The organism is Flaviaestuariibacter amylovorans, assembly GCF_039541815.1.
GTDB classification, from domain to species: Bacteria; Bacteroidota; Bacteroidia; order Chitinophagales; family Chitinophagaceae; genus Flavisolibacter; species Flavisolibacter amylovorans.
Genome location: NZ_BAABGY010000008.1, coordinates 400249 through 414079, shown reverse-complemented (window position 1 = coordinate 414079; position 13831 = coordinate 400249). Strand labels below are relative to the sequence as shown.

Genomic DNA, 13831 nt, shown 5'->3' with positions numbered 1-13831 from the left:
TTAGGGGAGAACGCCTAATTGCGTATGCAACACAGGGAGTGGATGGCCACGCCTGTCCTTTTTTACCGTCTAACCTGAACCCACTATGAGCGACAAATTCGCAGGCCTTGACCTGGAAACCCTGAAAGCCTCCCTTGAGGATAAGAAAGAACAACTGGAGCGGGAAAGCGCAAGTCCGCTTGCCCGGGACCTCTACCGTGACCTGAAAGCCCTGCAGTACGAGATCAGCATGCGTAACGCCCGCATCGGGACCTTAAGTGAAAGCGACTCCCGGCGCGCATCAGCCTGATCGCGGCAAAAAATACCCAAACGATCTATCCAAAATACGGGGCCTTCAACGGCCCCTTTTTCATTGACCCAACATCAATTTCAGCCAACGGCAACCGCTTGGGCCGGGAGAGAAGGAACGCAGATTGTACGGATTTTATAAGATCAGGACGGATTTGTTCTTCGACTTCGCCTCCACCGCATCTCTATGTTGCCAATTAGATGTCGTTGTACGATTAAGAACTCCATCGCTATCCATGCCGAAACCTCCTAAAACCTCCAAAACCTTCAAAACCCCCAAAACCGCCTAAACCTTCCCCTCTACTACCCGGTAATACGTCTCGCGGTCGATCTCGTTCTCGGAGGCGGCGATAACGACGGCGGCGACGGAGTTCCCGATAAAGTTGATGACGGCGCGGCCCTCACTCATGAAGCGGTCGACGCCAATCAGGAGCGCGAGCCCCTCAATGGGGACCACGTTGAGTGCCGTAAGCGTGGAGGCCAGCACCAGGAAGCCGCTCCCGGTAACGCCCGCGGCGCCTTTGCTCGTGAGGAGCAGGATACCGATGACGGTGAGCTGCTGCCCGAGCGAGAGGTCGATCCCGAACACTTGTGCCAGGAAGATGATGCTCATGCTCAGGTAAATGGTGGTACCGTCGAGGTTGAAGCTGTAGCCCGTGGGGACCACGAGCCCGACCACCTCCTTGCCGCAGCCCGCCGCCGTCAGCTTTTCCATCAGCGAAGGCAGGGCGGCCTCGCTCGAGCTCGCGCCGACCACGATCAGGATCTCTGCCTTGATGTAGCCGAGCAGCTTCAGGAGCGACACGCGGTAGTAGCGGCAGATGCCCCAAAGGAGTACGAAGATGAACAGCAGCCCGGTGAGGTAAAACGTCAGCAGCAGCTTGCCCAGCACGGCGAGCGTACCGAAGCCGAACTTGCCGATGGTATAGGCCATGCCTGCGAAGGCGCCCACCGGGCTGAGCCGCATCACGATGTGTAGCACGTTGAACAATACCTTGTTGAGGCGGTCGAACGTAGCCAACAGCCCCGCCCCTGCCGCGCCGAGCTTTTTAAGGCCGATGGCGAAGAGCACCGAGAAGAACAGCACCTGCAGGATATCGCCCTTCGCAAACGCCTCCACGATGTTGGCCGGCACGATGTGCGCGAAGAAGGCGCCCCAGTCTACCGTTGCTGCCTGCTTCGAAAGGTCGGACACCTGCGGGGAAGCGGTACCGGCAGGCAGGGCCACGCCCGCACCCGGGCGCACCAGGTTGGCCGTAACGAGCCCGATGACCAACGCGATCGTGGTGACCACCTCGAAATAGATCAGCGCCTTCAGGCCCACGCGTCCCACCTGCTTCAGCGAGCCCGCCCCCGCGATGCCCGATACCACGGTGAGGAAGATCACCGGTGCGATCACCATGCGGATCATGTTGATGAAGGTTTCCGAAACGAGCTTCATCGCCGGCGCAAAACCGGGATAGTCGTTCCGCAGCAGCGCGCCGGCGGCAACGCCCAGCACGATCGCGATCAGGACCTGGATATAGAGCACGCGGAGGTATCTCATAAAACAGAAGGTCTATTTGTCTATTGGTCTACTTGTAAACGTTAGCGACGCCAGCTTGCTACACCTAGTTCAGTTGCCCTAAATCCGGACGCACCGGGCCTGCCCCAGCTAAATCTGAAATCCGAAATCAAAAATTTGAAATCCGAGATCCCAGATCCTCGATCACAGATCTGCGATCACTTCAGCAGGTGGGGCCCGATGATGCGTTGCCAGATGGCATAGCCCTCAGGCGTCATGTGGAGCCGGTCGGCGACGTACAGCGACGCACGCATGTTGCCGTTGGCATCCAGCATCGCGTCGTAGATATCAATAAACGCAGTGCGTCGATGCCTCTTCAGGAACTTCCGGATGGCGGCATTGGCGGCGCGCACCTTGGGTTGGATCGACGCCCGGGAAGGACTCGGCTTGATCGATACGAAAGCGATGTGTGCGTCGGGCAGGTTGGTGCGGATGATGCCGAACAGGGTCCGGAAGCGCAGCGTCACCTCCTCCGCAGAAATACTGTCCGCCGATGCGAGGTCGTTCTCGCCGCAGTATACCAGCACCTGCTTCGGCCGGTAGGGCAGAACGACATCGTAACTGTACCGGATCACGTCCTTCAGCGTAGACCCGCCGAAGCCGCGGTTCAGCACCGGGTAACCGGGGAAATACTGTTGCAGGTCGGTCCAGCGGGTAAACGACGAAGAGCCTACAAACAGAATGGGACGGGCCGGCGCGGGCCCTGCAGAATCCTGTTTTTTAAAAGCGACGATATCGGACCAGAAGGCCGGGGCCGTTTGGGCATCCGCGCCGGAGCACAAGGCGAGCAGGAGCAGGAGCGAAAGGAATTGTTTCATAAAGATCAATGTAGCCGGCACCTGCTCAAGCGGGCACGGGCGGGCTGCTATGTTACGAATTAAATCATTGCCCGGGCACGGCACCGACCGCACCGGCGCACGAAAAAGGCCGCTCCCTGGGAGCGGCCTTCGTTGTTTTCTGCGCGCGCAGGCAGATCAAAGCTTCACGATCCGGCTGACCATCGCCCGCTTCATCCCGGGCGCCGTGAACTGCAGCAGGTATACCCCGGAGGTGAGGCCGGTGAGGTCCATGCTGTAGGTAGTGCCGGTGAAGGTGGCGGGGCGCAGGATCACCTGGCCGAGCGCGCTCGTGAGCTGCACCGTGAAGGGACCCGCTCCCCTGCCGCGGTAGCGGATCTGGAGCCGCCCCTGCGTGGGATTCGGACCTACGATCACCTCGTCGGACAACACCGGCTCTTCTTCCGTTGCGCGCTTCACCGCGCCCGGTGTGCCGGAGGTGCGGGTGACGCAGCTGCCCACCGAGATACTGAACGTCTTCGCGATGCCGGTGCACTTGTTGGCGATCGGTGTTACCGTGACGTTGGCCGTTAGCGTGCCGCTGGTGGGGTTGAGCGCACTGAAGGAAGCGATATGGGTAGTGCCGCGGCCAGCGAGGCCGATGCGCGTTTCGGTATTCGTCCAGTTATAGGTCACGCCCGATGTCATGTTGCCGGAGAAGGTGACGGCATTGGTCATCATGCCCGGGCAAAGACCGGTCTGCGAAGCGATGGTATTGACCGTGGGCGTCGGGTTCACCGTAATGCGGAAGGTGGTCACTTTATCGGTGCAGCCACCGGTTCCGCCTCCGATCGGGCTAACCGATACCATGGCATAGATCGGCGCGTTACCGCTGTTGGTAGCGGTGAACGAGGGAATGGTGGTGCCCGTGCCGGCAGCGAGGCCCACAGCCGAGCCCGTGAGCGTCCAGCTGTAAGAACCCGATACGCCGTTGAGCGGGATCGCCGCCGTCGTAACCCCGTTGCACAACACCATGTTGCCGATGCTCGAGAGCGCCGACCGTACAGAGACCGTGGTGGTGGCTGCACCGCCGCAGGCTGCGGCGCCGGTTACCTCGTAGCTCACCGTATAGGTGCCCGTAGCCGACGTAGCGAGGTTGATGACGCCTGTGGCCGCATCGATCACCAGGCCTGCCGGGCTGGCGCTGAAGATGCCGCCCGTGCCGCCCGAGAGCACCGGTGTGGCCGTGCCCGTCTGGCAGTAGGTTGCCGAAGGATAGGCGATGCTGCCGGCCGCCGGCGACACCGAGATGCTGAAGCTCGCGGGCGTGCCGGCGCAGCCCGACGCGGTGGGCGTAACGGTCACAGCCGACACCTGGGTGCTGCCGGTACTGTTGGCGGCGGTAAACGAGGCGATGTTGCCGGTTCCGGAAGCCGCGAGGCCGGTGGCCGTGTTGCTGTTGGTCCATGCATAGCTAGCCGTCGACAGCGAGCTCGTAAAGGTCACGGCGGCCGACGGGCTTCCTGCGCAGAGTGCCTGGTTGGCAATGGCCGTGAGTACCGGCACCGGCTTCACGGAATAGCGGAATGCCATCCGCTTGGTAGCGCAGCCCGTGCCGCCATAGGCAGTGACGGTAATGGTCGACTGTACCGTAGAAGTACCGGTGTTGACCGCCGTGAAGGCGTTGATCCCGCCGGTACCCGAGGCCGGCAAGCCGATACTGGGGTCCGACGCCGTCCACCCGAACGTGAAGCCGTGCGCGCCGCTGAAGGTCAGAGGTGCTGTCTGGCTGCCGGCACAGAAAACCTCGTTGGATTGCGCGTTGATATAGGTCGTGGGGCGGATGCTCACCGTGGCCTCCGTGAACGTACTGCCGTAGCTATAGCGTACCGTATAGGTGCCTGCTGCAGAGAGGGCGAGGTCGATCGCACCGGTCGCCGCATTGATCACCAGCCCGGCAGGCAGGGCGCTGTAGGTGCCTCCCGAGGCGCCGGTGCGCGTCACCGTAGCCGTGCCCGTGCTGCCGCAGTAGGGCGATCCGGTGTAGGTGATGACGGCGGCAAACTCGATGAGCTGCACGGTCGTGGTTGTCGAGAATGCCGCGCAGGAAGAAGTGGCCGGAACGGTGTACGTTACCGTATAACTACCGGCCGTGGAAGCCGCGAGGTCGATGCTGCCCGTGGCGGCGTCGATCACGAGTCCCGGCGTGGAACTGTATACCCCGCCCGTGGTACCGCTTTGGGTCACGGATGCAGTGCCGGCGCCAATGTAGTAAGGCGATGCGGCATAAGTGATCGTGGCGGCCGGCGTCGGGCGCACCGTAATGGTGAACGTGACCGGGGCGCTTTCACATCCCGTCTCCTGCGACATCGCCGTGACGGTGATGGTGGCTGTGGCGTCCGAGGTACCGGTGTTCACAGCGGTAACTGCCGGCAGGTCGCCGTAGCCGGAGGCATCGAGCCCGATCGCGGGGTTGCTGTTGGTCCAGGTGTAATCAAGGCCGGTACCGGTAAAGGCGCCTGGCGTCAGCAGCACACCGTTGCAGGTGCTGATGCTGGCCGGGGTGGCGATCGCCGGGAGCGCATTGATGATGAGCGCGGCTTCCGCTACTGCCTGCGGCGTGCAGGCGTCGGCAGCATTCGTGGTGTACGTCACCGTATAGCTACCGGGTGTGGAGGCCGAAAGGTTCACGACGCCGGTGGACGGGTCGATCACGACGCCTGCCGGTGCCGTAAAGGTGCCGCCGGTGCTGCCTTCGAAGAGGGGCGCTACCGTGCCCGAGGCACAGAGCGGCAGCGGCTCGTAGCTGAACGTGGCCTTCGGCAGCGGGTTCACGGTAATGTGGAACGTGTCGGGCGTGGCACAGCTGGAATACATTTCGTCGGCATGGGGGAAATAGTAGTTCAGGGAGGGACGCTTCCAGTCTACGCGCAACGCCTCGCCGCCGGCATAGTCCTGCATCCGCACCCGCATGCGATACGGGGTGCCTGCCACGAGGTTGATATTGGCTTCTTCGTAATGCCCCGCGCCGTGTGCCCCGTAATACGCGATCAGCACCGTACCATCGAGGGAAAGCTCCACGGCATCGTCGCCCGTGATCCCGAACCGGTAGGTGCCCGTTTCCACGGGGGTGAAGGTGCCCACGATCTCGAGGCCGAAGTAATCCCCACTCGATGGCATTTGCACGCCTGCCGCATCGAGCACGCTGCGGCTGCCGAAATTGAGCAGGCTCGACGGGTTGGCCGTACCCGTTGCATACACGGTCGTATGGCTGTTGCCGGAATTGAAAAGGGCGTCGAAATCAGCGGCGTTGTTGGGCGCGATCCCGTACTGAGACGTGCTGCCGGTGCCGGCATGCGTCGTATAGGTCGTGTACTGGAAACCGGTATACCGCGCGGCTACCGTTACACCGGCACTCATCGGGGCAAACGTGGTATTGGTGGCCGTGAATGCCGGGATGGTGCCCAAGCCGGTGGCTGCAAGGCCGATCGCCGGGTTCGGGTTCGTCCAGGCATAGGTGGTAAAGGCATTGCTGCCCAGGGAGATCGCGGGGCTGCTGCTGCCGGCGCAAAGCGTCACATCGCTCACGACGGGCACGCTGAGTGCCGGCTCCACGAAGCGGGTGAACTGGTAAGGAGTGCCCACGCAGTCGCCGAGCGACGGCGTCACGGAGATCGTGGCACTGATGGCGCTGCTGCCGCTGTTGGTGGCGGTGAATGCCGGGATGTCGCCGGTGCCGGAGGCCGCAAGGCCGATCGCCGGGTTGCTGTTCGTCCAGGTGAACGTAGTGCCTGCCGCCGGGGCGGTGAGCGGGGTGGCCGCAACGGCGCTGCCGGTGCAATACACCGCGCTCGCTACGGCATTGACGCCCGCCTTCGGCTTCACCGTAATGGTAAAGGTCTTCGGCGTACCCGTGCCGGCACAGGTCAGGGCCCCGGGGCAATAATTCAGGGAAGCCACTTCGGCGGCACTCAGGGCACGCTTGTAGACCCGGAAGTTATCGAGCAGCGTGCCGGCGGGCAGGCCGTTCTGGCCGCTGTACCCACCCACCCGGAAGGGGCCGCTGCCGGATACTGAAAAATTGCTTTGCGATACCGTGTTCACCAGCGTACCGTCTACATAGGCTTTCACATTGCCGGCCGCGGGGTCGGCTACGAACGTAACGACATGGGAGCCGGTGGCGCCGCCGCCGGGCACCTTTATGTCGCTGAAGCCGCTGATGCGGAGCAGGAGGTTCCCGGTCTCGTTTCCGGGGTTGGCGGCACCGTTGGCGAAGCAGCGCATACCGGAGCCGGTATTGTCACCGAACAGGTAATAGGCACCAACATCGCTGAGGTCGAAAGAGGGGAAGTTGACGGTCTGGAATGAAACCGTCCATCCCGTGGACGGCAGGCTGGTGGCCCAGCCGGTGTTGAGGTAGTTGCCGCTCGAAGTGCCGGCGATCTGCAGCGCGTTGCCGCAGACGCCTGCCACTCCTTGCGTATGACTGCCTACGATCGTGGCATTGGTGGTGCCCGAGGGCGGCGCGGTGGCGCCGTTCGGCACCGAGGTACCGCTGCCTTCGAAGGTGTAGAGCAGCACATCGGGCACCGGCGGGTTGGCCGCTACCGAAGTGGGCGTTACCGTGATGGTGGCCGTAACGGGGGAAGTTCCGCTGTTGGCCGCGGTAAACGAGGGCAGGTTGCCCGAGCCCGAGGCCGCGAGCCCGATCACCGGGTTGGAGTTCGTCCAGGTGTAGGTGACCGAGCTGCTCGAATTGCTGCTGAAGGCGGCCGGGGCCACCGTGCTGCCGCCGCAGGCCACGACATCCGCGGGCTGATTCAGCACGGCCGCCTGGCCGATCACGACCGATGTGGTCACCACCTTCGAAGTGCAGGGCGCCAGCGCGGGAACGGTATAGGAAATGGTGTAGGTGCCCGGCGTCGACGCGCCCAGGTCGAGCACACCGGTGGCCGGGTTGATCGATACGCCGGCAGGCGCCGAGAACGTGCCGCCGCTGACGCCGGTGATTGTGGGCGTGGCGGTGCCGGAGGGACACAGGATGTCGGCGCCATAGGATACCGTCGCGTCCTGCACCGGGTTCACGGTGATGGTGAAGGTGCGCGCAACGCTGGTGCCCGTGCAGGAGGGCGTCTCGGGGCAATAGTTGAGCGCGCTTACTTCCGCATCGCTAAGTACACGACCATACACCCTGAAATTATCCAGCAGCGATCCCGCAGGCAGCGTATTCGACGTACCGAAATTGTTGATCGTAAACGCGCCGCCGCCGATGGCAATATTGCTTTGGCTGACGGAGTTGACCAGCACGCCGTCTACATAGGCCTTGATCTTTCCGACCGAGGGATCGGCCACGAAGGTGATCACGTGGGTGCCGGAGACGGCTCCGGTAACCAGCACGTCGGCGATGTCGTTGCCGCGCAAGATGAAGTTCCCGTTGCCGGCTGCCCCGTTGGCGAAGCAGCGGAAGCGGGTGATGTCGGCGTCACCGAATACATAGCCTATTGTGGAAAGGTTCGAAATATTCGCCGTCAGGAAGGAGATCGTCCACCCGGTACCCGGCAGGTTGATGTTCCAGCCGGTAGACACCATATTGCTTCCGGAAGAGCCGCCGCCCACACTTTGCAGCGCGTTGCCGCAGGTGCCGGCTACGCCTTGCGTCGGCCCCGAGATCGTGGCCGTAGCGGTGCCCGCAGGAGGGGCGCTGGCGAGGTTGGGTACCGAAGTGCCGCTGCCCTCGAAGGTATAATACAGGATGTCCGGAACCGGCACCGTGGTGGCGGTTGTAGCGGCGGTTACCGTGATCGTTGCGGTGAGGGGTGCCGTTCCGCTGTTGGTGGCGGTAAAGGACGGCAGGTTGCCCGTTCCCGAGGCGGCCAGACCGATCGCGGGGGTCGCATTCGTCCAGGACAGCGTCGCACCCTGTGTGGCACTGAATGCAGCGGGCGCCACCGAAGTACCGGTACAGACCACGATGTCGGCAGGCTGTGTCACCTCCGGGAGCTTTGCGATCACGATCGTTGCCGTAGCCACCATCGCTGCGCAAGGCGCGAAGGCGGGAACCGTGTAGGATACCGTATAAATACCGGGCGTTGAAGCCGCGAGGTTTACCAGCCCACTGAGCGCGTCGATCGCAACTCCTGCCGGGGCGCTCCAGGTACCACCCGGGGTTCCGGTCATCGTAGGTGTGGCGGTGCCCGTCTGGCAAAAGTTAGCATCACCGTAGGTGATCGCAGCCGAGAACACCGGGTTCACTGTGATGCTGAAGGTAACCGGCGTTACCGGGCAGCCGTTGCCTTGAGGGGTTACGGTGACGATGGCCGTCGCCGGCGAGGTGCCGCTGTTGGTGGCCGTAAACGCGGGCAGGTCGCCCGTGCCGGCGTCGGCAAGGCCGATCGACATATCCGTGTTCGTCCACGTATAACTACTGCCGGTGCCGGCGAAGGCGGGCAGCTGCACCGAGGTACCGGCGCAAACGGTGGTATCGGCGATCGCGTCCGCCACGAGCGTCGGGAGGATCACGATAAGGGCCGTATCCGCTGCCGTGCAGGACCAATCCGACGGGGGCGTATAGGTAACCGTATACGTTCCCGGAGCAGAGGCGGCAAGATCCACGATACCCGTTGCGGCATCGATCATCAGGCCCGCCTCACCCGTATAAAAGCCGCCGGCGACACCGGCGAATTGCGGCGTGGCCGTGCCCGACGGGCAATACGGAGCCGCGTCGTACGAGATGCTGGTCGGTACGGCCGCCGGTTTAATGGTAAGCACGATGTCGACCGGCGTACCGACGCAATACAGCGAATCGGCGCCCACGAGGTAGCCGCTCACAGGCGTTACCGTAATGGCAGCAGACACCGGGCTGTTGCCGGCATTCAGCGGGGTAAATACAGGCAGGTCGCCGGTACCCGAGGCAGGGAGACCGATCGACGGGTCGTTGTTGATCCAGTTGTAGGAAGTACCGGTACCCGTGAATGCAGGGAGCGTTGCCGGCACGTCGGCACACAGCGTGAAGCTGTCGGCCTGCGCGGTCGGAATGGCGAGTACGGTCACCACGGCGCTCGCGCTTGCCGGGGTGCAGCCGGTCACCGTGGGGCCGGTGTACGTGACGGTATACGAACCCGGAGCGGAGGCGCCGAGATCGATGTTGCCGGTTTGCGCGTCGAGCGCGAGGCCCGCATCCGCACTGAAGCTGCCGCCCGTGTTACCCGTGAGCGTGGCGACCGCGGAGCCGCTGGCACAGAAGCCCGCCGAGGGGTAGCTGAGCGTAGCCGCTTGCGACGGATTCACCGTGATCGTAAACGTCACGGGCGCGCCGCTGCAGTTCCCGAAATAGGGTGTCACGGTGATCGTCGCCGAGCGTGCCTCGGTAGTATCGTTGATCGCGGTAAAGGAAGGCAGCGTGCCGGTGCCTGCGGCCGCGAGACCGATGCCGGGGTTGCTGTTGGTCCAGGTATAGGTAGCTCCGTCGATGGTGCCGGCGAAGGGAATCGAATCGGTGGTGGCACCGTTGCAATACACGAGGTTCGCCACCGCGGCCACATTGGGCACCGGGTTCACCGTGAGGGTGATCGTCTTCGGCGTACCGGTGCAGGTGAGGTCGCTCACGCAATCGTTCAGTGCCAGTACCTCCGCAGCGCTGAGGGAGCGGCTGTACACGCGGAAGTTGTCGACCAGCGCGCCCTTCGGCAGCGACAGCGAGTTGCTGTAGCCGCCGATTTTGAGGCGGGCGCCGCTCACCGTTACAGAAGACTGGGCTACGGTATTGACCAGCACCCCATCGACATAGGCTTTGATGACGCGTGCGGTGGCATCGTACACGAACGTAGTAGTACGGGTACCCGATGCCGCGCCGCCGGTGGCCACCACGTCGGTGAAGCCGCCGCGCAGGATCCAGGCGCCCTTACCCGAAGCGCTGCCCGTGAGGCAGCGGAAGCCGCCCACGTTCACGTCGCCGAATACATAATACGTGGTGTCGCGCACCTGCGGGATGTTCGACGTCTTGAACGAGACCGTCCAGCCGGTAGAGGGCAGGCTCGGCGCCCAGCCCGTGTTGAAATAGTTGGTGAGCGAGGAGCCGCCGGCGCCGGTCAGCGCCTTGCCGCAGATGCCGGGCGTGGCCTGCCTCATCGATCCAATGATGGAGGTGCTGGCCGTTCCGGAAGGCGGCGCGCTGGCCTCGTTGACGACGGTTTTCCCGCTGCCTTCAAAGTTGTAGAACAGCACTTCGGGTGTAGCACCACCGGTGGTCGTGCGCTTCGAAGCGATTACCGTGATGGTTGCGGTTTGCGGCGCGGTGGGCGCTACCGGCGTAAACATCGGGAGGTTGCCGGTGCCGCCCGCGGGCAGCCCGATCGCGGGGTTGGAGTTGGACCAGGTATAGGTCGCCGTGCTGGAGTCGGTGCCGGTGAAGGCAGGTGCGACGAATGCTTGTCCGTTACAGGCTACGAGATCCGAAGTGCCCGTTACCTGCGGCACGGAGCGCACGAAGATGATGGCAGTGGCAGTTGCAGGCGTGCAGGGGAACAGCGCTACCGAATTATAGGTAATGGTGTGCATCCCCTGCGTCGACGTAGCCAGGTCCACCACGCCGGTGAACGGGTTGACGATGCAGCCCGCCGTTGCGGTGAACACGCCGCCGGCCGTGCCGGTGAGGGTCGGCGCGGTGGAGTCGGCGGCACAATAGGCCACTGCGGGATAGCTGAAGAAGGCCGCCGGCTTCGGGTTCACGATGAACGCAAATGACCGCGCCGCGCCGGTGCAGAAGCTGGTAGCCGGGGTTACGGTCACGGTGGCCGATACCGGCGCCGTGCCGCTGTTGACCGGTACGAACGAGGCGATATGGCCGGCGCCCGAAGCGGCGAGCCCGATGCTTGTGTTGTTGTTGGTCCAGCTATAGGTCGTATTCGGAACCGGGCCGCTGAACACAACGATGTTGCTGTTGCTGCCGGCGCACAGGGGCACGTTGGCTACCGAATCCACCACGGGTACCGGGTGCACGCGGTAGGAGAATGTACGGGTGGAGCCCAGGCAGCGCGCCGTAGACGCGATCACCGTAAGGGTCGCCGTCTGGGTCGTGTCGGTGGCGTTGAGTGCGGTAAAGGAAGGAAGATGGCCCATCCCGTTGCCGGCGGCAAGCCCGATGCCGGTGTTGTTGTTCGACCAGAGGAACGAGGTACCCGCCACCGGGCTGCTGAAGGTTACGGCGGCGGAAGCGGCACCCGCGCAGAGCGACTGGTCGGCGATGGGATCCACAGAGGGCGCCGGGTGTACGCTGATCGTAAACGTGCGCGCCGCGCCGGCGCATCCGTTCGTGACCGGGATCACGGTGACCGTAGAAATACGGGCCACCGTATCCGTATTGACCGCCGTAAAGGCAGCGATGCTGTCGGCACCCGATGCCGCGAAGCCGGTGGCCGGGTTGCTGTTGGTCCACTGGTACGTGGCGGCGTTCCCGGTAAAAAAGGCCGTGGGCACCCAGGTGCCGGCACACAGCTCGCGCGACGGGATCGAATCCACAACCGGCAACACGGGGCTCGCAACGGGGGCCATCGCCCCGGCCGTGCACCCCTGGGCATCGGTGACCGTTACGGAGTACAAACCGGCGGGGAGACCGCTACGGTCTTCCGTAGCTACGCTGTCGCTCCAGCTGTAGGAATACGGGGCCGTGCCGCCCGTGACCGTCAGGTCTACGGCGCCATCGGTATCCCCGAAGCAGGTCACCGGGGTGGCGAGCGCCGAAACCGACAGGACGGCGGCAGGCTGCCCGACGGTGACGCTCAGCGCCGTGTTGCAGCCGTTGGCATCGGTGATGGTGGCCGAGTAGGTACCGGCGGCGAGGTTGCTGCGGTCCTCCGCTATCATCCCGGGCATCGCCGGCCCACCGGCCGCGTCCTGCCACACGACGGTATAGGGTGCCGTGCCGCCGCTGACGCTGACGTCGATAGCGCCGTTGCTGCCGCCGTAGCAGGAAACGCCGGTAGCCACCGCGGTGGCCGTCAGCGCTGCCGCGGGCTGCGTGATGCTGCTGCTGCCGCTCGCCGTACAGCCGCGGCCGTCGGTCACCGTCACCGAGTAGGTGCCGGCCGAAAGCCCGCTGATGCCCGCGCCCGTTGCCCCATTGGACCAGAGGTAGGTATAGATCTCGCCGCCCGGCATCCCGGCGGGTCCCATGTTGGCCTGTAGCGAGCCGTTGGTGCCGCCAAAGCAGGAAACGTGCCCGGCGGAGAGGAAGGGCGCGGCCGGCGGCGCATATACGGTCAGGTTGCTGCCGTTGTCGGTATCGGGGGTAAAGGAGGGGTTGCTGCCCACGATGCGGATGCGGTAGCCGCCGCCCGGGGTGGTGCCCGCCGGGATGAGCCCCGTCAGGACGCCCGATGCGGTGGACGTGACGCTGCCGAGGGTCACCGGCGCGGCGAAGGAGCCCGAGGCATCGGATAACTGGGCCGTGAATACGTTGCCCGTGCTGAAGCCACCGGCGGTGTAGGGGACCGTGATGGGCGCGCCGGGACAGAAGCTGCTGGCGGAAAGGGCGCCGACGGCCGTGCCGGCAGGCACGCTGTTGCTTACGTTGGCGATCGTCATATCCCAGAATACGAGGTTGCCCGCGACGCCCATGTGCCCATAGCGCCAGGAGAGCTCGATCCGGCTCACGCCGTCGTAGCCCGAGGCGGGCCAGGGCGTCGAGAAGGGCATTGCCGACAGGCTCGTGCGCGCCCCGGCCGCCAACATATAGTTCGGCATCATGAAGGAGTGCTGGGCGATCGTGTTGCCCCAGTAGCCGTACAGGGTCACCGAGATGCTTTCGAACTCGCCGCCGCTGTAGTTGCTGAAGCTCATATCGCGGAGCGAAAAGGTCGCGCACACGGCGCCGCCGGCCGCCCGGATGGTGCCGGTAAGCAGGGAGCCGGGGCCCGGGTTGGCCATATACAGCACGTTGCCGGCGCCCAGGGAGGGCGTACCTCCCGCGTCGGCCACGAAGGCGTCGGAGACCGCGAACTTGTCGTTCAGGGATTTCATCCCGGTCCCGGCCGAGCCGGCCGCACCGACGTCGCGGTAATCATAGACGCCATCGGCCGTTCCCGACTGCGCGCGCAGGGCGCCGGCGGCAAGGAGGCAAAGGAGCAGGAGACAGAACCGGGCAGAAAGGGGGAACAGGCGGCAAAGGGGCCGCGCAACATAAGCAGGGTGCATGGGACTGGGTTTG

4 protein-coding genes are annotated in these 13831 nt (G+C 64.2%); 1 reads left to right on the top strand and 3 read right to left on the bottom strand.

The genetic code is table 11. The features are described from left to right. Positions 1-85: 85 nt before the first annotated feature. The gene (locus tag ABD937_RS15195) at positions 86-289 is read left to right on the top strand and encodes a hypothetical protein (RefSeq protein WP_345256610.1); all 204 of its coding nucleotides are present in this window, start codon (positions 86-88) and stop codon (positions 287-289) included. A 285-nt stretch (positions 290-574) separates the two neighbouring features. Here ABD937_RS15195 and dctA read toward each other — a convergent pair whose 3' ends face one another. The 3 genes from dctA to ABD937_RS15180 form a co-directional block, all read right to left on the bottom strand. Then, positions 575-1834 carry a C4-dicarboxylate transporter DctA gene (gene dctA, locus ABD937_RS15190; protein WP_345256609.1) on the bottom strand — a complete coding sequence of 420 codons (1260 nt, stop codon included), beginning with the start codon at positions 1832-1834 and terminating at the stop codon, positions 575-577. A 176-nt stretch (positions 1835-2010) separates the two neighbouring features. Next, positions 2011-2670 carry a GDSL-type esterase/lipase family protein gene (locus ABD937_RS15185; protein WP_345256608.1) on the bottom strand — a complete coding sequence of 220 codons (660 nt, stop codon included), beginning with the start codon at positions 2668-2670 and terminating at the stop codon, positions 2011-2013. A gap of 156 nt (positions 2671-2826) precedes the next feature. Further along, positions 2827-13818 (bottom strand): LamG-like jellyroll fold domain-containing protein, encoded by a 10992-nt coding sequence (locus ABD937_RS15180; RefSeq protein WP_345256607.1) that lies wholly within the window; start codon positions 13816-13818, stop codon positions 2827-2829. Positions 13819-13831 lie beyond the last annotated feature (13 nt).